The organism is Microbacterium sp. XT11 (assembly GCF_001513675.1).
In the GTDB taxonomy this organism is placed as follows: Bacteria; Actinomycetota; Actinomycetes; order Actinomycetales; family Microbacteriaceae; genus Microbacterium.
Genome location: NZ_CP013859.1, coordinates 2,390,572 through 2,413,201 on the forward strand (window position 1 = coordinate 2,390,572; position 22,630 = coordinate 2,413,201).

Annotated in this window: 20 protein-coding genes; 15 read left to right on the forward strand and 5 right to left on the reverse strand. The window is 69.1% G+C overall.

Annotated features, from left to right (window positions below):
- Positions 1–13: 13 nt before the first annotated feature.
- The gene (locus tag AB663_RS11190) at positions 14–799 is read right to left on the reverse strand and encodes an IclR family transcriptional regulator (RefSeq protein ID WP_067198964.1); all 786 of its coding nucleotides are present in this window, start codon (positions 797–799) and stop codon (positions 14–16) included.
- Positions 800–903: 104 nt separating this feature from the next.
- Between AB663_RS11190 and AB663_RS11195 the strand changes: the two genes are divergently transcribed.
- The 3 genes from AB663_RS11195 to AB663_RS11205 are packed head-to-tail and all read left to right on the forward strand — an operon-like array spanning position 904 to position 3,518.
- Positions 904–1,677, forward strand: a complete 774-nt coding sequence (locus AB663_RS11195; RefSeq protein WP_067198965.1) for a CoA transferase subunit A — start codon at positions 904–906, stop codon at positions 1,675–1,677.
- Between the two features lies 1 nt (position 1,678).
- Positions 1,679–2,332 (forward strand): CoA transferase subunit B, encoded by a 654-nt coding sequence (locus AB663_RS11200; RefSeq protein WP_198147861.1) that lies wholly within the window; start codon positions 1,679–1,681, stop codon positions 2,330–2,332.
- 4 nt (positions 2,333–2,336) lie between these two features.
- The gene (locus AB663_RS11205; protein ID WP_067198967.1) at positions 2,337–3,518 is read left to right on the forward strand and encodes an acetyl-CoA C-acetyltransferase; all 1,182 of its coding nucleotides are present in this window, start codon (positions 2,337–2,339) and stop codon (positions 3,516–3,518) included.
- An 86-nt stretch (positions 3,519–3,604) separates the two neighbouring features.
- Here AB663_RS11205 and AB663_RS11210 read toward each other — a convergent pair whose 3' ends face one another.
- On the reverse strand, positions 3,605–3,877 hold the full coding sequence (locus tag AB663_RS11210) for a hypothetical protein (protein ID WP_067198969.1): 273 nt from the start codon (positions 3,875–3,877) through the stop codon (positions 3,605–3,607).
- A gap of 9 nt (positions 3,878–3,886) precedes the next feature.
- Complete coding sequence (locus tag AB663_RS11215) at positions 3,887–5,083, reverse strand: aminotransferase-like domain-containing protein (RefSeq protein ID WP_232304530.1); 1,197 nt, start codon at positions 5,081–5,083, stop codon at positions 3,887–3,889.
- A gap of 227 nt (positions 5,084–5,310) precedes the next feature.
- Here AB663_RS11215 and AB663_RS11220 point away from each other — a divergent pair, with 227 nt between their 5' ends.
- The 8 genes from AB663_RS11220 (at position 5,311) to AB663_RS11255 (ending at position 15,409) form a co-directional block, all read left to right on the forward strand.
- A complete protein-coding gene (locus AB663_RS11220; RefSeq protein WP_067198971.1) occupies positions 5,311–6,552 on the forward strand; it encodes an MFS transporter in 1,242 nt (413 codons plus the stop codon).
- 50 nt (positions 6,553–6,602) lie between these two features.
- Positions 6,603–8,012: an alpha,alpha-trehalose-phosphate synthase (UDP-forming) gene (locus AB663_RS11225; protein WP_067198973.1), complete on the forward strand. Its 1,410-nt coding sequence runs from the start codon at positions 6,603–6,605 to the stop codon at positions 8,010–8,012.
- A 39-nt stretch (positions 8,013–8,051) separates the two neighbouring features.
- A complete protein-coding gene (gene otsB, locus AB663_RS11230; protein WP_067198976.1) occupies positions 8,052–8,849 on the forward strand; it encodes a trehalose-phosphatase in 798 nt (265 codons plus the stop codon).
- Between the two features lie 10 nt (positions 8,850–8,859).
- The gene (gene ilvD / locus AB663_RS11235; RefSeq protein ID WP_067198978.1) at positions 8,860–10,578 is read left to right on the forward strand and encodes a dihydroxy-acid dehydratase; all 1,719 of its coding nucleotides are present in this window, start codon (positions 8,860–8,862) and stop codon (positions 10,576–10,578) included.
- An 87-nt stretch (positions 10,579–10,665) separates the two neighbouring features.
- Complete coding sequence (locus AB663_RS11240) at positions 10,666–12,468, forward strand: acetolactate synthase large subunit (RefSeq protein WP_067198980.1); 1,803 nt, start codon at positions 10,666–10,668, stop codon at positions 12,466–12,468.
- A gap of 2 nt (positions 12,469–12,470) precedes the next feature.
- Entirely contained in the window at positions 12,471–12,980 is a 510-nt protein-coding gene (gene ilvN, locus AB663_RS11245; RefSeq protein ID WP_067198982.1) for an acetolactate synthase small subunit, read from the forward strand.
- Positions 12,981–13,020: 40 nt separating this feature from the next.
- Positions 13,021–14,049: a ketol-acid reductoisomerase gene (ilvC, locus tag AB663_RS11250; RefSeq protein WP_067198984.1), complete on the forward strand. Its 1,029-nt coding sequence runs from the start codon at positions 13,021–13,023 to the stop codon at positions 14,047–14,049.
- A gap of 94 nt (positions 14,050–14,143) precedes the next feature.
- Positions 14,144–15,409, forward strand: a complete 1,266-nt coding sequence (locus AB663_RS11255) for an alpha-L-fucosidase (RefSeq protein WP_067198987.1) — start codon at positions 14,144–14,146, stop codon at positions 15,407–15,409.
- On the opposite strand, the gene AB663_RS11260 is transcribed toward AB663_RS11255, so the two are convergent.
- Positions 15,396–18,227: an FAD-binding and (Fe-S)-binding domain-containing protein gene (locus tag AB663_RS11260; protein WP_067198989.1), complete on the reverse strand. Its 2,832-nt coding sequence runs from the start codon at positions 18,225–18,227 to the stop codon at positions 15,396–15,398. The genes AB663_RS11255 and AB663_RS11260 overlap by 14 nt on opposite strands.
- A gap of 74 nt (positions 18,228–18,301) precedes the next feature.
- On the opposite strand from AB663_RS11260, the gene AB663_RS11265 reads away from it, so the two are divergent.
- Positions 18,302–18,964: a GntR family transcriptional regulator gene (locus tag AB663_RS11265; protein WP_067198992.1), complete on the forward strand. Its 663-nt coding sequence runs from the start codon at positions 18,302–18,304 to the stop codon at positions 18,962–18,964.
- Positions 18,965–19,006: 42 nt separating this feature from the next.
- On the opposite strand, the gene AB663_RS11270 is transcribed toward AB663_RS11265, so the two are convergent.
- Complete coding sequence (locus tag AB663_RS11270) at positions 19,007–19,957, reverse strand: hypothetical protein (protein ID WP_067198995.1); 951 nt, start codon at positions 19,955–19,957, stop codon at positions 19,007–19,009.
- A gap of 66 nt (positions 19,958–20,023) precedes the next feature.
- On the opposite strand from AB663_RS11270, the gene AB663_RS11275 reads away from it, so the two are divergent.
- From AB663_RS11275 to serA, 3 genes are all read left to right on the forward strand, one after another.
- Complete coding sequence (locus AB663_RS11275; protein ID WP_067198998.1) at positions 20,024–20,536, forward strand: hypothetical protein; 513 nt, start codon at positions 20,024–20,026, stop codon at positions 20,534–20,536.
- Positions 20,533–20,889: a hypothetical protein gene (locus AB663_RS11280; protein WP_067199003.1), complete on the forward strand. Its 357-nt coding sequence runs from the start codon at positions 20,533–20,535 to the stop codon at positions 20,887–20,889. Before AB663_RS11275 ends, AB663_RS11280 begins: the two co-directional genes overlap by 4 nt.
- A gap of 121 nt (positions 20,890–21,010) precedes the next feature.
- Positions 21,011–22,615, forward strand: coding sequence for a phosphoglycerate dehydrogenase (gene serA, locus AB663_RS11285; protein WP_067199005.1), 1,605 nt, complete (start codon positions 21,011–21,013; stop codon positions 22,613–22,615).
- The last annotated feature ends 15 nt before the right edge of the window (positions 22,616–22,630 follow it).

The following is a 22,630-nucleotide window of genomic DNA, read 5'->3' on the forward strand; positions in this document are numbered from 1 at the left end:
TGGTATGAGTGGGTCAGCGTCGAGCGCTCGCTATCCGAGCCGACAGCTGATGGGCGTGGGCGAGCAGCGTGCGGCCGAGATCCGCGATCCGATCCGGGCCGAACCGGAACTCGACCCCGGTGAGGCTCAGCGCCCACTCCGGTCGTCCCGCCCTGTCGAACACGGCGGCGCCGATGCCCCAGCTGCCCTCCACGATGAGACCGGGGTTCACCGCGTACCCCCGCTCCTTCGTCTCCGCCAGGCGGGCTCGCAACGGCTGGACCGCGTGTGCGTGTCCCCACTCGCGCTCGATCTCGGGGTGCCGGTCGAGGTATGCATCCACATCGTGGTCAGGCAGGAAAGCGAGGATGGCGAGCCCCGCGCTCGCGACCCCCAGGGGGAAACGCACGCCTTCGCTGAGCACGAAGGACCGGATGGGGAACGAACCCTCTTCGCGGAGCAGGCACACCGTCTCATCGGCGCGGCGCACCGAGAAGAACGCGCTCTCCTCGGTCTTGACGGCGAGTGAGCGCACGATGTCGCGTGCGAGCGTCGTCACGTCGTAGCGGGCCGCAGCGACCGACCCCATGAGGAAGAGCTCGGGTCCCGGCATCCATCTGGTGCTTTCGGGGTCCCTGTCGACCAGGCCCTCGGCGCGCAGTGCCGTGAGCAGCCGGTGCGCGGTCGAGCGCGACAGCTCCGCGGAGCGCGCCAACTCCTGCAGAGAGCCGCCCTCCGCTCCCGACGCCGTCACCAGGCGGAGGAGGCGGGTTGCACGCGCGATCGCCTGAGCTCCCGGTACGCTCCGCGATGATTCCATGATGTGGACGCTACGCCGCCGTCGGCCCACATGGCAAGAACGGGCTTCCACCCCGAGGAGGGGAGGCGGATGCTGGAGAGGGCACACGTTTCGAAGGAGCACGCGTGATCGACAAACAATGGGCGTCTGCGGCTGAGGCCGTCTCCGACATCCCCGATGGATCGTCCCTCGCCGTCGGCGGGTTCGGGCTGTCGGGAAACCCCATCGCACTCATCGAAGCACTGCTGGCACAGGGGACCACGGATCTCAGCATCGTCAGCAACAACTGCGGCGTCGATGACTGGGGACTCGGCATCCTCCTCGCTGCGCGGCGTATCCGGAAGATGACGTCGTCGTATGTGGGGGAGAACAAGGAGTTCGAGCGGCAGTTCCTCTCGGGAGAGCTGGAACTGGAGCTGACGCCGCAGGGCACGCTTGCAGAGAAGCTCCGTGCCGGAGGGTCGGGCATCGCAGCGTTCTATACGCAGACGGGCGTCGGCACGCAGGTGGCGGACGGCGGCTTACCGCGTCGGTACGGGCAGGATGGCACGGTGGCCGTGGCATCGCCCGCGAAGGACGTTCGCACCTTCGACATCGACGGGGAGCCCCGCACGTTCGTGCTCGAGGAGGCGATCCGCACGGACTTCGCCCTCGTGCACGCCGCTGTCGGCGACAGGCACGGCAACCTCGTCTTCAACAAGGCCGCACGCAACTTCAATCCGCTCGCGGCGATGGCGGGCAAGGTCTGCATCGCTCAGGTGGAGCGTCTCGTCGAACCCGGAGAGCTCGACCCTGACCGCATCCACCTGCCCGGTGTGTACGTGCACCGGGTCGTCGAGGTCGGTACCGACGTCCCGAAGCGAATCGAGCGGCGGACCGTCGCCGCGGAAGGGGCGTGAGATGGCCCTCACTCGTGACCAGATGGCGGCGCGCGCCGCAGCAGAGCTGCGAGACGGCGAGTACGTCAACCTCGGCATCGGACTCCCGACGCTCGTGCCCAACCACGTGCCGGCGGGTGTGACGGTGGTGTTGCAGTCCGAGAACGGTATCCTCGGCGTCGGACCGTACCCGCGTGAGGAGGACGTCGACCCCGACCTCATCAACGCGGGCAAGGAGACGGTCACGACCCTCCCCGGTGCGGCCTTCTTCGATTCCGCACTGAGCTTCGGCATGATCCGGGGCGGCAAGATCGATGCAGCCGTCCTCGGCGCCATGCAGGTGTCGGTTCGCGGGGACCTCGCGAACTGGATGATCCCCGGCAAGATGGTGAAGGGTCCGGGAGGCGCCATGGACCTCGTGCACGGCGCCGGACGGGTGATCGTGCTCATGGAGCACGTCGCGAAAGATGGCTCGCCCAAGATCGTGGACGAGTGTTCTCTGCCCCTGACCGGGCGGGGCGTCGTCGACAGGATCATCACCGACCTGGCGGTGATCGACGTCACCCCTGACGGGCTCGTGCTCGTCGAAACCGCGCCCGGAGTGACCGTGGCCGACGTCGTGGCGGCGACCGAGCCGCCGCTGATCGTCCCCGCCGACAGCAGAGATGAAGGATGAGAACATGACAGACGACATCGTCATCGTGGCGGCCGCGCGTACGCCGCAGGGCCGACTCAAGGGGCAGCTGGCGTCGTTCACCGCTCCGCAGCTCGGTGCCATCGCCATCCGCGGCGCCTTGGAGCAGGGCACCGTCGACGCCGCGTCGGTCGACGCGGTCATCATGGGACAGGTGCTCGCAGCGGGATCCGGTCAGAACGCGGCGAGGCAGGCAGCCCGCGGAGCAGGAATCGGATGGGATGTGCCGGCGCACTCCGTCAACAAGGTCTGCCTCTCGGGCTTGACCGCGGTGATCGATGCGGCCCGGATGATCCGATCCGGCGACGCCGAGGTCGTGGTGGCCGGCGGCATGGAGTCGATGACCCGCGCGCCCCACCTCCTCATGGGGTCGCGTGACGGCTGGACGTACGGCAGCGTCGAGGTCCTCGACCACATGGCGTACGACGGCCTCACCGACGCGTACGACGAGGAGAGCATGGGTGCCTCAACGGAACGTCACAACGCACGCTACGAGCTCACGCGCGAGGCGCAGGATGAGGTCGCCGCCCTCTCGCACCAGCGCGCCGCGGCAGCGCAGGACAGCGGCGTGTTCGACGAGGAGATCGTCCCCGTGGACGTGCCTCAGCGGAAGGGCGAGCCCACGCGCGTCACTCGCGACGAGGGTGTGCGCCCGGACACCACCGTCGAGACGCTGGCGCGCCTGCGCCCCGCGTTCGTCGAGGGAGGCTCGATCACGGCGGGCAATTCGTCACAGATCTCCGACGGCGCGGCCGCTCTTGTCGTCACGACCCGTGACCGAGCGCAGCGAGAGAACTGGACGGTCCTGGCGACGATCGGCGCCAACGGTCAGACTGCCGGACCGGACAACTCCCTGCATGCGCAGCCGGCCCGAGCCATCGAGCGCGCGTGCGAGAAGCAGGGGATCACGCCGTCCGATCTCGACCTCGTGGAGATCAACGAGGCGTTCGGCGCCGTGGTCGCGCGTTCGCAGACCGAGCTCGGCCTCGACAGCTCGATCGTCAACGTCCACGGCGGAGGCATCGCCATCGGCCACCCGATCGGCGCCTCGGGCGCTCGTCTCGTCGTGCATGCAGCGCATGAACTCTCACGTCGCGGCACGGGTGTCGCGGCCGTCGGGCTCTGTGGCGGCGGCGGGCAGGGAGAGGCGGTCATCCTCACCCGCTGAGTCCGTGGCCTCACCCGCTGAGTCCGTGGCCCCACCCGCTGAGTCCGGGCGCGGGGCCGGCGCGGGTCCGCCGTGCCCCGCGCGGGTCAGCGGTGCTTCTTCGCCTTGGCGGCCGCCTTCTCGGCCTTCTTCGCGCGCTTCTCCTGCACCGGAGCAAGCGGGGAATCGGCGGGGGCGGGGTCGCCGCGCTCGTCGCGCCGCGTGTCGATGACGGCCCCGATGGCGAGGGCGAAGGTGATGCCCCAGCTGACCCACGCGAGGACCGAACGCCACGTGACCGGAGTCTCACGCGAGCCGCGAAGCAGCGTGATCCCTCCGGTGATGGCGGCGAACAGGCCCGTGCTGAACAGGTATCGCATAGGCCTACGCTACCGGTCGGTCTGGAAGGCCGCGCCGAGCCTTGACATTCCGACCAGTATCCGTTCCGGCGCGTATGTCGTGAAGGAGAGGCGCAGAGTGCGTTCGTCCGGCGCACCGGCGTAGAACGGTGCGCCGGGCACGAAAGCGACATCGTGCGCGAGCGCCTCACCCAGTGCCGTCGTGGCGTTCCAGCCGTCGGCGAGCCGGGCCCACACGAACATCCCGCCGTCTGGTGTGTTCCACGTGCTCCCGTCAGGCAACGCGGAAGGGAGCGCGCTGAGCATCGCGTCGCGTCGGGCGGCGTACTCCGCGCGGATGCGCGAGAGAGCGGAGGCTGCCCGCCCTGACGCCAGATACTCCGCGGCTGCGGCCTGGTCGATCGTCGAGGTGTGCAGGTCTGCGGCCTGCTTTGCGATCGTGACCGCGGGGCGGATGTCGGGCGTCGTGCGCACCCAGCCGATGCGCAGGCCTGGAGCGATCACCTTGGAGAAGGTGCCGAGGCTCAGGACGTGATCGGGCGCGAAGTGCGCCAAAGAGGGGAGCGCGTCACCGGAGTACCGGAGCTGCCGGTAGGGCTCGTCCTCGACGATCCGGTATCCGTACCGCATGGCCGATGCGGCGATCCGCTCGCGCGACTCCAGGTCGTGCGTGCGGCCCGTCGGGTTCTGGAAAGTCGGCACCGTGTAGAAGAACTTCGGTGCGTGCGCGGCGGCTGCCGCGTCGAGCGCGTCGAGATCGAGCGCGCCGTCCGATGAGGGGATGCCGATGACGCGCGAGCCGGCGAGGGCGAACGTCTGCAAAGCCGCCAGATAGCACGGCTCCTCCACAAGGACGACGTCGCCGGGATCGAGGAGCGTCGTCGCGAAGAGCCCGAGCCCCTGCTGGGATCCCGTCGTCACGAGGAGGTCTTCCGCAGCGGTCGGAAGTCCCTCTGCTGTGTACTGCGCGGCGACGATCTCCCGCAGCCGCGCATTGCCCTCCGAGGTGGAGTACTGGAGCACCGCGGGAGTGCTCAGCGCAGCGGCGTATGCGTCACGGATGCCGTCGAGGTCGAAGAGTTCGGGCGCGGGAAGCCCGCCCGCGAACGAGATCACGTCCGGGCGCTCGGTGAGGGCGAGGAGGTCGCGCACCGGCGACGTCTTCGCGGAGCCGGCGCGCGCCGACTTGGGTGGCAACGTTGCGGTGGAGGTGATGACGGACGGCACGGGACTCTCCTCGGTCTGCTGCTTCTGCTCGTTGTGTGCGGTCCACCCTACTGCCGTCGGCGCGGCGGCCAGGGCGGTGTGACGCCTCGCCGCCGTGCGCACGGACGGGTAGGATGGATGTGTCGCGGCGTCGTCCGCGGCCGCACACCGTGTATCTACCGGCCGCCGATCCCTCGGCGGACAGCGGCGGCACCCGATTGACGCGCCCGGTGCGGCGCGCGAGAGCCATGACACACACGTACTCCTCGTCGCGGACGAGCCTCTTCCGCCTTGCCGGTCTGCCCTATTTCCTGATCGCCTTCATCGCGCGGTTGCCCTTCGCGATGATGGTCGTCGGCGTGCTCACCGTCGTCGTCTCCGCAAGGGAATCGCTCTCGCTCGGCGGACTCACCTCCGCCGCCGTCGGCTTCGGGACGGCGTGCTTCGGGCCGCTCCTCGGGGCCGCGGCCGATCGCTTCGGACAGCGGCCGGTGCTCCTCGCGGTCGCTCTCGCGAACGGCGCGACGCTGGTCGTGTTCACGATCGTCGTCTACGGGTCGGGCCCCGACGCTCTCGTGCTCGCCACGGCGTTCGGCATCGGCGCCACGGCGCCGCAGGTCGCCCCCATGTCGCGCTCCCGGCTCGTCACGCTCATCAGCGAGCGGATGCCGGAGGAACGCAGGCCGCGGACCCTCTCCGGCACCATGGCGTACGAGTCCGCCGCGGACGAGACCGTGTTCGTCTTCGGGCCGTTCCTGGTCGGCGTGCTGGCGTCGGCCCTCGCGCCCTGGGCTCCGCTCGTCGGCGCGGCCGCTCTGACCGTGCTCTTCGTCGGCGCCTTCGCGCTGCATCCCAGTGCCCGCGTGATCTCGCGGCATCGCGGCGCCGACGGGAGAGCGCCCTCGTCACCGGCCGAACTCCTTTCGCCGCGTCTCATGGTGGTGGTGATCGGCATCCTGGGCGTCGGCATGTTCTTCGGAACGATGCTGACCTCGTTGACCTCGTTCATGGCGGACCGCGGCGCCTCGGAGCAGGCGGGGCTCCTCTACGGCGTCATGGGTGTCGGCTCCGCGGCCCTGGCTCTCGGGGTCGCCTGGCTGCCCGCGCGCTTCTCGCTGCGCGCACGCTGGATCGTGTTCGCCGCCGTGCTGCTGGCCGGAACCCTGTTGCTCCTCGTGGTCGACTCGCCCGGGACCATGATGTTCGCGCTCGCCGTGATGGGCGTCGGTATCGGTCCGACGCTGGTGACGCAGTACAGCCTCGGAGCCGCCCGCAGTCCGCTCGGCCGTTCTGCGACGGTCATGACCATGCTCGGTTCGAGTGTCATCGTCGGGCAGTCGATCGGCGCCGCGGTCGCAGGGGAGGTGGCGGAGAGCCTGGGCACCACGGCCGCGCTCGCTCTGCCCGTCGTGGCAGCCGCCGTAGCGTTCACGGCGTCGCTGGCGAACTGGCGGCTGAGCGCCCCTGGGCGACGCGTCGCCGCGGCGTGACGCGCCTGGGTAGCCTGGGGGGAACGAACCGAAGACCTGAGGAGCCCACGATGTCCGTTGCAGATCTCGTCGTCGTCGCCAACCGCCTCCCCGTCGACCGGGTGGAGAACCCGGACGGGACGGAGGAGTGGCGCACGTCGCCGGGTGGTCTGGTCGCGGCACTCGAGCCGATGATGCGCAGCGCGCACGGCGCGTGGGTCGGATGGGCAGGCAGCGCCGACGTCGAACTCGATCCGTTCGAGATCGGCGGGATCGACCTCATCCCGGTGAGGCTCAGCGCACAGGAGGTCGCCGAGTACTACGAAGGGTTCTCGAACGACACGATCTGGCCGCTGTACCACGACGTCATCGCGCCGCCGCAGTACCACCGCGAGTGGTGGGACGCGTACGTCACGGTGAACAGGCGGTTCGCCGCGGCGGCAGCCGGTGCCGTCGCACCGGACGGCACGGTGTGGGTGCACGACTACCAGCTGCAGCTCGTGCCGCAGATGATCAGGGAGCTCAGGCCCGACGTCACCATCGGGTACTTCCACCACATCCCGTTCCCGGCTCACGGTCTCTACGCGCAGCTGCCATGGCGGGACCAGGTGCTGAACGGCTTGCTCGGCGCCGACGTCATCGGCTTCCAGCGGGCGCAGGACGCCACGTACTTCCTCACCGCGGTGCGGCGCCGATTGAAGTACGAGGTGCGCGGCTCCGCCGTCTCGGTTCCCGAAGCCGGCGGCGGCACCCGGGTCGCGGTCGCCCGCGCCTTCCCGATCTCGATCGACACAACGCCTTACGTCGAGCTCGCCGCCCGTCCCGACATCCGTGCTCGCGCGGCCGAGATCCGCGAGAGCCTGGGCAATCCGTCGCGGATCCTCCTCGGCGTCGACCGGCTCGACTACACAAAGGGCATCCGGCACCGGGTGAAGGCGTACGGTGAGCTTCTCGCCGAGGGACGCCTCAACGTCGAGGACGTCACCTTCGTGCAGGTCGCCAGCCCCAGCCGGGAGCGCGTCGACGCCTATGTTCACCTCCGCGACGAGATCGAGCTCGCGGTCGGCAGGATCAACGGCGACAACGACACCATGGGTCACACCGCGATCCGCTACCTGCACCAGGGCTACCCGCGGGAGGAGATGGTGGCCCTGTATCTCGCCGCCGACGTGATGCTCGTCACCGCCCTTCGGGACGGCATGAACCTCGTCGCGAAGGAGTACATCGCCACCCGCATCGACAACCACGGCGTGCTCGTGCTGAGCGAGTTCACGGGAGCCGCGGATGAGCTGCGTCAGGCGGTGCTGGTCAACCCACATGACATCGAAGGCCTCAAGGACGCGATCATGACCGCGGTGGAGATGCCGCCGAAGGAGCAGATGCGACGGATGCGGGCGCTGAGGCGACGAGTGCTCGACAACGACGTGAGCGCCTGGTCGTCGGCGTTCCTCCGCGCTCTCGACGAGGTGCGGTCGCGCTGACCCGCGACGACCGCCACCGCGAACCGATAAGGAGACTCCGTGACCCGAACCTGGACGCCAGGGACGCCAGACCCTGACCTGAGCGCCATCGCTACCACGCCGCGGCTGGTCGTCGCGCTGGACTTCGACGGCACAGCCGCACCCTTCGTGCTCGACCCGCTCGAGGCACGCGCGTTGCCGGAGGTTGCAGCTCAGGTGGACAGGCTCGCGGCCATGCCGGACACGGTCGTGGCGTACGTCTCGGGCCGCAGCATGGAGGATCTCCGTGTCATCACCGCGCACAGCGACGACTCGCCGATCGCGCTCGCCGGATCGCACGGTGCCCAGTACTGGTTCCCCGGCGTCGGAGCCGCGGAGGACGCGGCCGACGCGATGGCCGACGGGACGCGCGAGGAGCTCTGGGCGGCGGTGCGACCGCTCATCGAACGGTATCCGGGAGCCGAGCTGGAGGAGAAGACCTTCGGGATGGGCGTGCACACCCGGAAGGCGACGCCGGAGGCCGAACGGGCGCTCTTCGCCGAGGTCGATGAGCTCGTTGCCGCCCGATTCCCCCACTGGCGCCGCCGCCTCGGCCATCACGTGCTCGAGTTCTCTTCGCGAGCCGAAGGGAAGGATGCCGCGATGGCGGCGCTGCGTGACCGTTTCCACCCCACCGCCATCCTGTTCGCCGGCGACGACGTCACCGACGAGGACGCGATGCGCGTGCTCACGGAGGCCGACCTTGGCGTGCGCGTGGGGGAGGGGGAGACCGCTGCGACGCTTCGTGTGCGCGATCCACAAGAGATCGCGCTTCTTCTGGAGGCCCTGGCGGACGAGCGCGCGTCGCGACCGGAATAGACTTTCCGTCATGTCCTCGCATGACACCGACAACCCGGCCTCCATCGACATCAAGCCGCGCAGCCGCGTCGTCACCGACGGCATCGAGGCGACGACCTCCCGCGGCATGCTCCGCGCGGTCGGCATGGGCGATGCCGATTGGGACAAGCCGCAGATCGGCATCGCGTCGAGCTGGAACGAGATCACGCCCTGCAATCTGAGCCTGGACAGGCTCGCGCAGGGCGCCAAGGAGGGCGTGCACGCCGGCGGCGGCTATCCGCTCCAGTTCGGGACGATCTCCGTCTCAGACGGCATCTCGATGGGGCACGAGGGCATGCACTTCTCCCTCGTCTCCCGCGAGGTGATCGCCGACTCCGTCGAGACCGTGATGATGGCCGAGCGACTCGACGGCTCGGTGCTCCTCGCCGGATGCGACAAGTCGATTCCCGGCATGCTGATGGCCAGCGCCCGGCTGGACCTCTCCAGCGTGTTCCTCTACGCCGGTTCGATCGCTCCAGGGTGGGTGAAGCTGTCGGACGGCACGGAGAAGGACGTCACCATCATCGACTCCTTCGAGGCGGTCGGTGCGTGCCGCGCCGGCCTCATGAGCGAGGAAGACCTCAAGCGCATCGAGTGCGCGATCGCACCAGGTGAGGGCGCGTGCGGCGGCATGTACACCGCGAACACCATGGCATCCGTCGCCGAGGCTCTGGGTCTCAGCCTGCCGGGGTCTGCTGCACCGCCCGCGGCCGATCGGCGCCGGGACTACTTCGCGCATCGGTCGGGCGAGGCGGTCGTGAACCTCCTGCGTCAGGGCATCACCACACGCGACATCCTCACCAAGGAGGCGTTCGAGAACGCGATCGCCCTGGCGATGGCCCTGGGTGGCTCCACCAATGTCGTGCTGCACCTTCTCGCGATCGCGCGCGAGGCCGATGTCGAGCTGAGCCTGCACGACTTCAACCGCATCGGCGACCGCGTGCCCCACGTCGCCGACATGAAGCCGTTCGGCCGGTACGTCATGAACGACGTCGACCGCCACGGGGGGATCCCGGTCATCATGAAGGCGATGCTCGACGAGAGCATGCTGCACGGAGACGCACTCACCGTGACCGGCAAGACGCTCGCGGAGAACCTGGCCGAGCTCGACCCTCAGCCGATCGACGGCACGGTCATCCACACGTTCGACGACCCGATCCACGCGACCGGCGGGCTGACGATCCTGCACGGTTCGCTGGCCCCCGAGGGCGCCGTGGTGAAGACCGCGGGCTTCGACGCCGCCGTGTTCGAGGGTCCTGCCCGGGTCTTCGAACGGGAGCGCTCGGCGATGGATGCCGTGGCCGAGGGGACGATCGAGCCCGGAAGCGTCATCGTCATCCGCTATGAGGGACCCAAGGGCGGCCCCGGCATGAGGGAGATGCTCGCGATCACGGCGGCCATCAAGGGCGCTGGGCTCGGAAAAGATGTACTACTCTTGACAGACGGACGATTCTCAGGCGGCACAACCGGCCTGTGCATCGGCCACATAGCACCCGAAGCGGTGGACGCTGGTCCCATCGCCTTCGTGCGCGATGGTGATCTGATACGGGTCGATATCGCAGCTCGCTCTCTCGACCTACTCGTCGACGAGGCGGAGCTCGCCTCCCGCCGCTCTGGCTGGGAGCCGCTTCCCCCGCGCTATACCCGTGGCGTTCTTGCCAAGTACGCAGCGCTCGTGCGGTCCGCCGCAGAGGGCGCGACGACAGGCTGATCCCGCCGTCGGACTCACGAGTCCCGGTGAGAACCGGCTCGTCTGCTCCGGCATCCGACGTGCCAACAGACATCAGAAGGAAGATCCATGACTGCTGACTCCGTCTCGGCCGTGCCGAGGCCGCCCGCCACCGCGACCGCCGCTCCCGTGCTCTCGGGGGCGCAGGCCGTCGTCCGATCCCTCGAGCTCCTCGGCGTCACCGACGTCTTCGGGATCCCCGGCGGCGCGATCATGGAGGTGTACGACCCGCTGCTCGACTCGACGGAGCTCCGGCACATCCTGGTCCGCCACGAACAGGGCGGAGGGCATGCAGCGGAAGGCTATGCATCGGCGTCGAACAAGGTCGGCGTGACGATCGCGACGTCCGGCCCTGGGGCGACCAATCTCGTCACGGCCATCGCCGACGCCTACATGGACTCCGTGCCGATCGTCGCGATCACCGGCCAGGTCTTCTCGACCCTCATGGGCACCGACGCCTTCCAGGAGGCGGACATCGTCGGCATCACGATGCCCGTGACGAAGCACTCCATCCTGGTGAAGGACGTCACTGAGATCCCCGGCGCCATCGCCGCGGCCTTCGAGATCGCCTCCACGGGGCGCCCTGGTCCCGTGCTCGTCGACATCACCAAAGACGCGCAGCAGGCCAAGGCCCCCTTCGTCTGGCCGCCGAAGATCGAGCTTCCGGGGTACCGACCGGTGACCAAGGCGCACGGCAAGCAGATCCAGGCAGCAGCCGCCCTGCTCGCTGAGGCGAAGAAGCCGGTGCTGTACGTCGGCGGCGGCGTGATCCGCGGACGCGCGTCGGCCGAGCTGCGTGACCTCGCGGAGTCGACGGGCGCCCCGGTGGTGACCACGCTGATGGCGCGCGGCGCGTTCCCCGACTCGCACCCCCAGCACTTGGGGATGCCCGGCATGCACGGCACCGTTCCCGCGGTGCTCGCCCTGCAGGAGTCCGATCTGATCGTCTCGCTCGGCGCACGGTTCGACGACCGCGTGACCGGCAAAGCCGCCCTGTTCGCCCCGCACGCGAAGGTCGTCCACGTCGACATCGACCCCGCGGAGATCTCGAAGATCCGTACCGCCGACGTCCCGATCGTCGGCGATGTGCGCGAGGTGCTGATCGACCTCGAGTCCGCCTTCCGAGGCGTGACCGGGTCGGCGAAGCCCGACATCGAGGAGTGGTGGTCGTACCTCGACGGCCTGCGTGCGGAGTTCCCCTTGGGATACGCGCCGACGACCGACGGGTTGCTCTCGCCCCAGTACGTCATCCAGCGCATCGGCGAGCTCACCGGCCCTGAGGCGGTATACGCGGCAGGCGTCGGACAGCACCAGATGTGGGCGGCGCAGTTCATCAAGTACGAGCGGCCCAACTCGTGGCTGAACTCCGGCGGCGCCGGCACCATGGGGTACTCGGTGCCCGCGGCGATGGGCGCGAAGGTCGCCGAGCCGGATCGTGTCGTGTGGGCGATCGACGGCGACGGATGCTTCCAGATGACGAACCAGGAGCTCGCGACCTGCGTCATCAACAACATCCCGATCAAGGTCGCGATCATCAACAACTCCTCGCTCGGCATGGTGCGGCAGTGGCAGACCCTGTTCTACGACGGGCGGCACTCGAACACCGACCTCAACACGGGGCACGGCACGGTGCGGGTGCCCGACTTCGTCAAGCTCGCCGACGCCTACGGCTGCCTCGGCATCCGCGTGGAGAAGGAGGAGGACGTGGACGCGGCGATCAAGCTGGCCCTCGAGACCAACGACCGTCCCGTCGTCATCGACTTCGTCGTGTCGGCCGACGCGATGGTGTGGCCCATGGTGCCGCAGGGCGTGAGCAACAGCTACGTCCAGTACGCCCGCGACCACGCGCCCGCTTTCGACGAGGAGGACTGACCATGTCGACTCACGTGCTGAGCCTGCTGGTGGAGAACACCCCCGGCCTGCTGACCCGTGTGGCGGGCCTGTTCGCCCGCCGCGGCTTCAACATCGACTCCCTCGCCGTGGGCGTCACCGAGGTGCCGGGGATCTCCCGGATCACCGTGGTCGTCGATGTCGAGGACCTCCCGCTCGAGCAGGTGACGAAGCAGCTCAACAAGCTGATCAACGTCATCAAGATCGTCGAGCTCGACCCGGCGACCTCGGTGCAGCGCGAGCACATGCTCGTGAAGGTCCGCACCGACAACTCGACGCGATCGAACGTGATCGAGGTCGTCAACCTCTTCCGCGCGGCGGTGGTGGACTACGCCGCTGACGCATTGGTGGTCGAGGTCACCGGCGACAAGGGCAAGGTCGAGGCGCTGCTGCGCGCACTCGAGCCCTTCGGCATCAAGGAGATCGCGCAGTCGGGCCTCCTCGCCATCGGACGCGGCGGCAAGAGCATCACCGAGCGCGTGCTGCGCGGCTGAACCCAGCTTCCACGAACCCCTATCAAGGAGAAAGAAACAAGTGAGCACCGAGATCTTCTACGACGCAGACGCCGATCTGTCCATCATTCAGGGCAAGAAGGTCGCCATCGTCGGCTACGGCTCGCAGGGCCACGCCCACGCGCAGAACCTGCGCGACTCGGGTGTCGAGGTCGCGATCGCCCTCAAGGAGGGCTCGAAGTCGGCGCCGAAGGCGGAGGAGGCCGGCTTCCCGGTCAAGTCCGTGGCCGAGGCGACCGAATGGGCCGACCTCATCATGATCCTCGCGCCGGACCAGCACCAGCGCACGATCTACAGCGAGTCCATCGCGCCGAACCTCACGGCAGGCAAGACGCTCGCCTTCGCCCACGGCTTCAACATTCGCTTCGGTTACATCGATGCGCCGGAGGGTGTCGACGTGATCCTCGTCGCGCCGAAGGCCCCGGGGCACACCGTGCGCCGTGAGTTCGTCGCCGGTCGCGGCATCCCCGACATCATCGCCGTCGAGCGCGACGCGTCCGGCTCCGCCTGGGCGACGGCCCTGTCGTACGCCAAGGCGATCGGCGGCACCCGCGCCGGCGTCATCAAGACGACCTTCACCGAGGAGACCGAGACCGACCTGTTCGGCGAGCAGGCCGTGCTGTGCGGCGGCATGAGCCACCTCGTTCAGGCGGGCTTCGAGACGCTGGTCGAGGCCGGCTACCAGCCGCAGATCGCGTACTTCGAGGTGCTGCACGAGCTCAAGCTGATCGTCGACCTCATGTGGGAGGGCGGCATCGCCAAGCAGCGCTGGTCGATCTCCGACACGGCCGAGTTCGGTGACTACGTCTCGGGGCCGCGCGTCATCGACGAGCGCGTCAAGGAGAACATGAAGGGCGTGCTCGCCGACATCCAGTCGGGTGCCTTCGCGAAGCGCTTCATCGACGACCAGGACAACGGTGCACAGGAGTTCCTGGCTCTCCGCGCCAAGGAGGAGCAGCACCCCATCGAGCAGACGGGCAAGGAGCTGCGCGCCCTCTTCGCCTGGAAGCAGCAGGACGAGGACTACGTCGACGGCAGCGCCGCACGCTGAATCCTCCGACCAACGGGCGCCCTTTCTGGGCGCCCGTTTGTCGTTTCCCATCCACGTCCGCGCAGACATCCGATGTCTATGGCAGGATGGGGGCATGCGGCAGGACTGGTTCGCGCAGGCGCGCTTCGGGATGTTCGTCCACTTCGGGCTCTACAGCGCGGCGGCGCGGCACGAATGGGTGCAGAGCTACGAGCGGCTCGACGACCTCGACTACCGCCAGTACTTCGAGCACTTCGACCCGGATCTCTTCGACGCCGCCGCGCTCGCGCGCACTGCCAAGCGCGCGGGCATGGGGTATGTCGTGCTCACGACGAAGCATCACGACGGTTTCTGCCTCTGGGACTCGGCTCTCACCGACTTCACATCCGTGCACGCCGCGGGTCGCGACATCGTCCGCGAATACGTCGATGCGTTGCGCGCCGAGGGTCTCAAGGTGGGGCTCTACCACTCGCTCATCGACTGGCACCACCCGCACTTCACCGTGGACTGGAACCACCCTCGCCGCGACGACGAGAACGCGCACGAACTCAACCGCGGCCGCGACATGGCCGTGTACCGCGAGTACCTCCACGGTCAGGTGCGCGAGCTGCTCACGGAGTACGGCGAGATCGACTATCTCTTCTTCGACTTCACCTACCCCGAGGCCAAGGACGGCTGGGCGGGCAAGGGTCCGGAGGACTGGGACGCGGAAGGGCTCCTTGCACTGTGCCGCGAGCTTCAGCCCGGCATGCTCGTCAACGACAGGCTGGGGATCCCCGGCGACTTCGTGACCCCGGAGCAGTACCAGCCGACCTCGCCACTCGAACGCGACGGCGTGCCGGTGCCGTGGGAGGCCTGCCAGACGATGAACGGGTCGTGGGGCTACCACCGCGACAACACCGACCAGAAGTCCGCGACGCTCCTGGCACAGATGCTCGTCGACTCGGTGTCGATGGACGGCAACATGCTGCTCAACATCGGTCCCGACGGTCGCGGCGCGATCGCCCCGCGTGATGCCGCGACCCTCGACGAGATCGGCGAGTGGATGCGCCTGCACCGGGCTGCCGTGATCGGTGCGGGGCACGCCCCCTTCACGCCGCCCCGGGAAGGGGTGTACACCCGGCGCGGCGATCGCCTCTATCTGAGCCTGTTCACGTGGCCCCTCGGCGTCGTGCACCTTCCGGGGCTCGCGGACAAGGTGAGCTACGCCCGCCTGCTCAACGACGGGTCGTGGCTCCGTACGAGCGTCTCGGATCCGGAGCAGCAGGCGGATCTCATGACACCGGCCGGCCAGGCGGAGGGCACGCTCAGCGTGCACCTGCCTGTTCGACGGCCGGATGTGCTCATCCCGGTGGTGGAGCTGACGCTCACGGGCGAGTGAGCTCCTCGAGCACCTCGACCACATGGCGGTAGGCATGCCCGGTCGCCCGCGTCATGCCGAGCTCGCACGTGCGGTTGGCCGACACGTACGCGTCGAAGCCTCCCGTCGCCTCGGCAGCGACGATCTCCGCAGCCTCGACGGCTGTGGCTGAGGCCGTGAGCTCGGGATGCAGCATGCCGCGGTCGCCGGCGAACGCGCAGCATCCCCAGCCGTCGGGGACGAAGACATCGTCCGCGACGGCCGCCGCCAGCACCGTGAGCGCTGATGTCGCGCCGAGCGCTGTGGTCGAGCACGTCGGATGGACGGCGATTCTGTCGAGCCTGCGGTGCACGGTGAGATGGGGGAGGGCTTCCCTGGCGAGGTATGTCGTCGCGTCCTCGATCACGAGGTCGCGGTACTCCGGGTGCGCGGACGCCGCCTTCGCGAGCATCACCTGGAGGCCCTCGGTGCAGGAGGCCGCATCGCAGACGACAGGCAATGCGCCTTCGCGGCTCGCCGTCCACAGTGACGCGAGCACGCGCTCGGTCATCCGCTCATAACCGCGCAGGTGACCCTTGGACTTCCACGGGGTTCCGCAGCACAACCCGCCGGTATCGTCGGGGATCGCGAAGGGTATCCCCGCGCGCTCCAGGAGCGCGTGCACGGCCTCGCGCGAACCCTCGCCGCCGCCCTCGGCGCCGAACATGGTGCCGATGCATGCGCCGAAGAGCACGACGCGGGCGTCGGTCGGCGCCGTCGGCCGAGGCGGCCGCGTCCCGCCTCGGGGCAGTCTCGCGTCGTACAACGGCACCGTGTCCTCGCCGAGCAGGGCGCGTCCGATGCGTGTCGCTCCGGTCACGAGCGGGGCGGGGAGGGCGTCGGCGACCGTCAGCGCCATTCCGCCGGCTCGTGCGACGGCGCTCCAGGACGATGCGGCGGCATCCCACAGCCGGTCCTCGATCGGGGCCGCCTGCTCGGCGCGCAGCCGGCGCACGAGGTCTCCGGTGTTGATGTCGACCGGGCACGCGACGCCGCACATCCCGTCCACGGCGCACGTCTGCACCCCGTCGTAGTCGTAGTCCCTGCGCAGCTCGGCGAGCAGCTCGACGTCGCCGGCATCCTCCGCCCATGCCATGTCCCGTCTCAGGACGATGCGCTGACGCGGCGTGAGAGTGAGATTCTTGCTGGGGCAGGTGGGCTCGCAGTAGCCGCACTCCACGCAGCGGTCGACCTCGGATTCGACCGTGGGAACGCGCTTGAGGTCTCGCAGGTAGGAATCCGGGTCCTCGGAGAGCAGCACGCCGGGGTTCAGGATGCCCGCGGGATCGATCAGCCTCTTGATGTCCCACATGAGGTCGGTGAGCTCGTCGCCGTACTGGCGTCGCACGAAGGGGGCCATGATGCGCCCCGTTCCGTGCTCCGCCTTGAGTGATCCTCCGTGACCCAGCACGAGGTCGACGAGGTCGTCCGTGAAGCGCCGGTAGCGTCGCACGCTCTCCTCGTCGTCGAAGCGCTCGTTGAGCAGGAAGTGCACGTTCCCGTCCTTGGCGTGTCCGAAGATCACGGAACCCTCATAGCCATGCTCGGCGAAGAGGGCGATCAGGCTCTGGCAGGTCGGCAGCAGCCGGTCCACCGGGACGACGATGTCCTCGAGCAGCGCGGTGGTTCCGGAAGGGCGCGCGCCCGCGACCGCGGTGTACAGCCCTTTGCGCACGTGCCACAGTGCCGCTCGTTCGCCCGCGTCCCTCGTGAGAGAGGCGGGGAAGGTGAGGGGAAGCGCGTCGAAGTGGGCGAGTGCCCCGACGGTGGCCTCGGCGAGCTCTGCGTCGTCCGAGGCATGGATCTCGACGAGCAGCGCGGCATGCTCGTCGACGTCGATGCCCGAGATCGCCGGAGGGACATCGCTGAGTCCTTGCGCGACCCGCAGCGAGGCGGCGTCCATGAGCTCGATGGTCGCGAGACCGAGCTCGGTCAGACCAGGCAGCGCCGCCATCGCGTCGGAGAGCGTGGCGAACACGAGAAGGCCGGTGGCGATCGCCGGCCGGACGGGCACGGTGCGGAACCGCGCCTCGGCGACGAAGGCGAGGGTGCCCTCTGAGCCGATGACGAGGTGCTCGAGGATTCGCGCGGGCTCGTCGAAGTCGAGGAGGGCGTTGATGCCGTAGCCCATCGTGTTCTTCATGGAGAACTGCCGCCGAACGGTCTCCACGTTCTCCGGCGACGAGAGCAGCTGTTCGCGCAGGGCGAGGAGCCCGTCGGCGATACGCGGTTCCGTGGCGCGCAGCCGGGCGGCGGCGTCGTCCGCCCCGGTGTCGATCACAGTCCCGCTCGGCAGCACGAGCACGAGCGAGTCGATGGTCTGGTAGGAGTTCTCGGTGATCCCGCACGCCATGCCGCTGGAGTTGTTCGCCACGACCCCGCCGATGGTGCAGGCGATCTCGCTCGCCGGGTCGGGGCCGAGCTTGCGGCCGAACCGCGCCAGACGCGTGTTCACCTGGCGTACGGTCGCGCCGGGTCCGACGCGGACGCGCGCGCCGTCGTCTTCCACGTGGATGTCGCGGAAGTGGCTGCGGGTGTCGACGAGGATGTCGCCGCTCACGCCCTGGCCGGACAGGCTCGTGCCTCCGGAGCGGAATGTGAGGGTGCGGCCGGCGGCGCTCACCGCGCGGAAGGCTCGTGCGACGCCCGCGGCATCCACGGGGGAGAGCACCGCGTCCGGCACGAGGAGGTAGTGCGAGGCGTCGTGTGCGCGGGCGAACCGGTCGATCGACCGGGAGTGAACCTGCGTGCCGGGCCCCAGAATGCCCGCGTCCAGCGGTGATGCGATCGTCGTCGACACGGTACTCCTCGATGCTCCGGGCCAGATTGTCAGACAAGTGTACCGAGATCGCGCGCCTGGGTAGGATCGGTCGCATGACGGATGCCCCCGATGCCGAGCTGGGCGTGGTCGGCGTGGTCGACGCGGTGACGTCGAGACTGCGCGCGCGGATCCTCACCGGTGAGATCCGCCCTGGTGAACCGCTCACCGAGGCAGCCGTGTCGCAGACGTACGGCGTGGCGCGGCCGAGCGCCAAGGCCGCCATCGAGCAGCTCGTCGGCGCCGGACTCCTCGTGCGCTCGGCGCATCGCAGCGCGCGCGTCGTCGCCATCGACCCCGACACGGTGAGCGATGTCTATCGCACCAGGACCCGGCTCGAGAGCGCCGCCCTGCGTGAGCTTGCCGCGACGCGCACGGTGCCTCATGCGGCCGTTTCCGCGAACGCGGAGATCCAGGCGATGCCGCCGGGACCAGACCCGGCGACAGTCGACCCCGACCACCGGTTCCACGCCGCACTCATCGACGCACTGGGCAGCGAGCGCACGACGCGCATGTACCGCAGCGTGACCGACGAGGTGCGTCTGTGCATGGCTCAGGTGCAGGGCAGGCGGCTCCTCGACGCAGCGGTGATCGCAGCGGAGCACGCCGCGATCCTCGACGCGCTGCAGGAGGGAGACGCGGAGCGCGCCGCCGCCGTGCTCTCTGGGCACCTCGGTTCGGCGGAAGACCGTCTCGTCGACGCTCTCCGGGCGGGCTGAGCCGACATCGAGGCGTTGCGCGGGCCGGCGTCCGGGCGGCGGTTACTCCGCCGGAGCCTCCTCGGGCGCGTCCTCGACGACGATCGGAGCATCTGCGGGGTTCGCCCACTCAGGAGCAGGCAGGAGCGTGTCTGTCTGGCCGGCCTGGATCGCCCGCAGCGCATCGGCGATCTCGTCAGCGTTCTCCGGCACGGAGAGACCGCACGTCCGGAGCTCCGAGGCGAACTTGAGCGTCAGCCGGATCTTGCCGGCCTCCACCGCCTCGGCGGTCGTTCCCGTGCGCTTCTCGCTCCCCGTCTGGATGTCGGAGACCTGGTCGCACACGTGGTAGACCGAGCCGCCGTCGACCCAGACGACCTCGTCCTTGCCCAGGAGCTGGATGACCGCGGACTGGTCTGCCGTGTACTGCTCCACCGATGGCGGGGTGAAGTCGACGCCGACCACGACGGCGATGGCGGCGAGCACGATGCCGACGATGCCGGCCGTCGCCTTCTGCCCCTTGTCCATGTCCTTGTTGAGGAAGATGAGGATGATGAGCGGCAGGAAGGCGACGATGGCGATGATCGCGCCGAGCTGGTTCTGCACGAAGAAGCGCACCCGATCGGACTTGCGTGCGGGGTCGAGGCGGTTGGACTTCTTCCACAGGATCGATCCGGTGATCGACAGCGCGGCGATCACGACGAGCATCACGAGCAGTGTGATGAAGGCCCACTGGGGGAACTGCGCCGTGACGCCCTGTTCTTCGAGGAGACCCGTGTCGGGGTCGCGCACGAGGGCGCCGTCCTCGCCGACGAAGACGCGCTGCCGGAGCAGCCAGAAGATCGAGACCGCCTCGCCGACGATCGCCACCAGCCACAGCGCGGCGGCGATCCAGCGGAACGTCGCGGCCTTGCGCTTGGCCTCGGGGGTCGGCGTCCAGCCCTGAGACGGTGCGTTGTCGGCGGCGTGTGCGCCGGACGCGCTCCCGCCCTTGGTCGTGCGTCGTTCCGTCACGGTGGTGACCCCTTCCCCTGAAATGCACCCCTGAGCCTAGTGGACACGGTGTCCTACTCTGGAGACATGAACTCCGATTCCGACGACGACGCTCTCAGCTGGGAGGGTGACGACGACGCGGCGGCCGCCGATCGCCGTCGCCCGGCAGCCCGGCGCACGAGAGCCGGGGCCGAGACGCCCGAGGCTCACGGTCCGGCCGACGTCGTCTCGGAGTCCCGTGCGGAGACCGGCCGTCGGGCGGCCCACGAGGCCGACGACGAGGATGCTGCCGCCGAACGCGAGGGCCTCAGCACCGCGATGCTCCTCACCGCTGGAATCGTCGGCGGCGTCTATCTGCTCTACAGCGTGGGGTGGGTCGTCGGCGGACTGCGGCTCAAGCCGCTCGCGAACCTCATCGTGGCCGATGCCATGTACGTGCCGTGGTTCGTCCTCGCGGTGGCCGCCCCTGCGCTGTGGTTCCTCGCCTCGTGGGTGCTCACTCGCGGCCGGGCGGCGTGGATCCGCGTCACGATGCTGCTCCTCGGGGTCGTGCTGCTCGTTCCGTGGCCGTTCGTGACCGTGGGGGTGATCGGCTCATGACCGATTCGCGCAGGGCGACCGTGATCGCCGAGGGTTCGCCGCGCTGGCTCGTCGGCCTCGTGCTGGGCCTGTTCGGGCTCTTCTACGCCTACGCGGTCTGGAACGCCGTCGCTCACCTCATCTCCATGGCCGCTCCCAGCGGGCTCACCGGGCTCGGCTGGGTGACGCTCCTGTTCGGAGTGGTGTTCCCGGCGCTCGTCTTCGCCTTCGCACTGGCCATCGGCCGGCGGAGGCGTGTCGGCGAGCTGTCGCTCGTGCTCTTGGCCGGCCTGGGCATCGTGGCGGTCTTCTGGCTGAGTCTGCTCGGCTACAGCGTGCTGAACCTCTCGGAGCTCACCGGCTCCGGCGCCTGACGCCGTCGTCACACGGCGGACGACGGCGAGACGCTCCGGTATGGTGGTAGCGATCGCGCCCCCGACGGTGTGCGGCGCATCGGCCCCTCCCGCCCTGTCGCGCTGCCCCGAAGGATCCACTGTGCCGAAGCCTGTCGTGCTCATCGCCGAAGTACTCTCTCCCGCCACGATCGAGGCCCTCGGCCCCGACTTCGACGTCCGCAACGTCGACGGCACCGATCGTGCGGCGCTCTTCGCCGCGCTGGCCGACGCCGATGCCGTGCTCATCCGTTCCGCCACGCGCATCGATGAGGAGGCGCTGTCGCACGCGCCGAAGCTCAAGGTCGTCGCCCGTGCAGGCGTGGGGCTCGACAACGTCGACATCAAGGCCGCGACGGCCGCAGGAGTGATGGTCGTCAACGCGCCGACCTCGAACATCGTGTCGGCGGCGGAGCTGACCATCGGACACATCCTGAGTCTGGCTCGGCGCATCCCCGCCGCGCACGCGTCGCTCTCTGCCGGGGAATGGAAGCGCAGCTCGTTCACGGGTGCGGAGCTGTTCGAGAAGACCGTCGGGATCGTCGGGCTCGGCCGTATCGGCGCCCTCGTCGCCGCGCGTCTCGCCGCATTCGACATGCGTGTCGTCGCGTACGACCCGTATGTGACGTCGGCGCGTGCACAGCAGCTCGGCGTCCAGCTCCTCTCGCTCGAAGAGCTCGTCGCAGAGGCCGATTTCCTCACGATCCACATGCCCAAGACGCCCGAGACGACGGGCATGATCGGCGCCGAGCAGTTCAAGGCCATGAAGTCGACCGCCTTCGTCGTCAATGTCGCCCGCGGCGGTCTCATCGACGAGGCCGCGCTGTACGACGCACTGGTGGCGGGCGAGATCGCCGGCGCGGGTCTGGACGTCTTCACATCGGAGCCGCCGGCGGAGGGCGGGACGGCGCGGGCCCTCCTCGACCTGCCGAACGTGGTCGTGACGCCGCATCTGGGTGCCAGCACCGACGAGGCGCAGGAGAAGGCCGGCATCTCGGTCGCCCGGTCCGTGCGCCTCGCACTCGGCGGCGACCTCGTGCCCGACGCGGTCAACGTGGCGGGGGGCGTCATCGACCCGTACGTCCGTCCTGGGATCTCGCTCGTGGAGAAGCTCGGTCAGATCTTCGCCGCGCTCGCGACGTCGCCTCTGACGAGCCTCGACGTCGAAGTCCACGGCGAGCTCAACGACTACGACGTCAGCGTCCTGAAGCTCGCGGCGCTCAAGGGCGTGTTCACGAACATCGTCAGCGAGACCGTCTCGTATGTCAACGCGCCGTTGCTCGCCGAGCAGCGCGGCATCGCCGTTCGTCTGATCAAGGACGACGTGAGCGACGAGTACCGCAACGTCATCACCTTGAGCGGGGCGCTCTCCGACGGCTCGCAGCTCAGCGTGTCTGGCACCCTCACCGGGCCGAAGCAGATCGAGAAGCTCGTCGGCATCAATGACCACGCACTGGAGCTCCCGATCGAGAAGCACCACATCGTGATGCTCTACACCGACCGCCCCGGCATCGTCGCGGTCTACGGTCAGAAGTTCGGCGAGGCGGGCATCAACATCGCCGGCATGCAGATCGGCCGCCTGGCCGCGGGTGACCAGGCCCTGAGTGTGCTCACGCTCGACTCGCCGGTCTCTGAAGAGCTGCTCGACGACGTGCGGACGGCGATCGACGCCGACCTGTTCCGCCAGATCGAGATCACCGAGGTCTGAGCGCGGCCGCTGCCG

Coding starts and splice junctions, on each gene's coding strand:
- AB663_RS11190 (WP_067198964.1), bottom strand. CDS start 799: ATGGAATCATCGCGGAGCGTACCGGGAGCTCAGGCGATCGCGCGTGCA.
- AB663_RS11200 (WP_198147861.1), top strand. CDS start 1,679: ATGGCCCTCACTCGTGACCAGATGGCGGCGCGCGCCGCAGCAGAGCTG.
- AB663_RS11205 (WP_067198967.1), top strand. CDS start 2,337: ATGACAGACGACATCGTCATCGTGGCGGCCGCGCGTACGCCGCAGGGC.
- AB663_RS11210 (WP_067198969.1), bottom strand. CDS start 3,877: ATGCGATACCTGTTCAGCACGGGCCTGTTCGCCGCCATCACCGGAGGG.
- AB663_RS11220 (WP_067198971.1), top strand. CDS start 5,311: ATGACACACACGTACTCCTCGTCGCGGACGAGCCTCTTCCGCCTTGCC.
- AB663_RS11225 (WP_067198973.1), top strand. CDS start 6,603: ATGTCCGTTGCAGATCTCGTCGTCGTCGCCAACCGCCTCCCCGTCGAC.
- ilvD (WP_067198978.1), top strand. CDS start 8,860: ATGTCCTCGCATGACACCGACAACCCGGCCTCCATCGACATCAAGCCG.
- AB663_RS11240 (WP_067198980.1), top strand. CDS start 10,666: ATGACTGCTGACTCCGTCTCGGCCGTGCCGAGGCCGCCCGCCACCGCG.
- ilvN (WP_067198982.1), top strand. CDS start 12,471: ATGTCGACTCACGTGCTGAGCCTGCTGGTGGAGAACACCCCCGGCCTG.
- AB663_RS11255 (WP_067198987.1), top strand. CDS start 14,144: ATGCGGCAGGACTGGTTCGCGCAGGCGCGCTTCGGGATGTTCGTCCAC.
- AB663_RS11265 (WP_067198992.1), top strand. CDS start 18,302: ATGACGGATGCCCCCGATGCCGAGCTGGGCGTGGTCGGCGTGGTCGAC.
- AB663_RS11275 (WP_067198998.1), top strand. CDS start 20,024: ATGAACTCCGATTCCGACGACGACGCTCTCAGCTGGGAGGGTGACGAC.
- AB663_RS11280 (WP_067199003.1), top strand. CDS start 20,533: ATGACCGATTCGCGCAGGGCGACCGTGATCGCCGAGGGTTCGCCGCGC.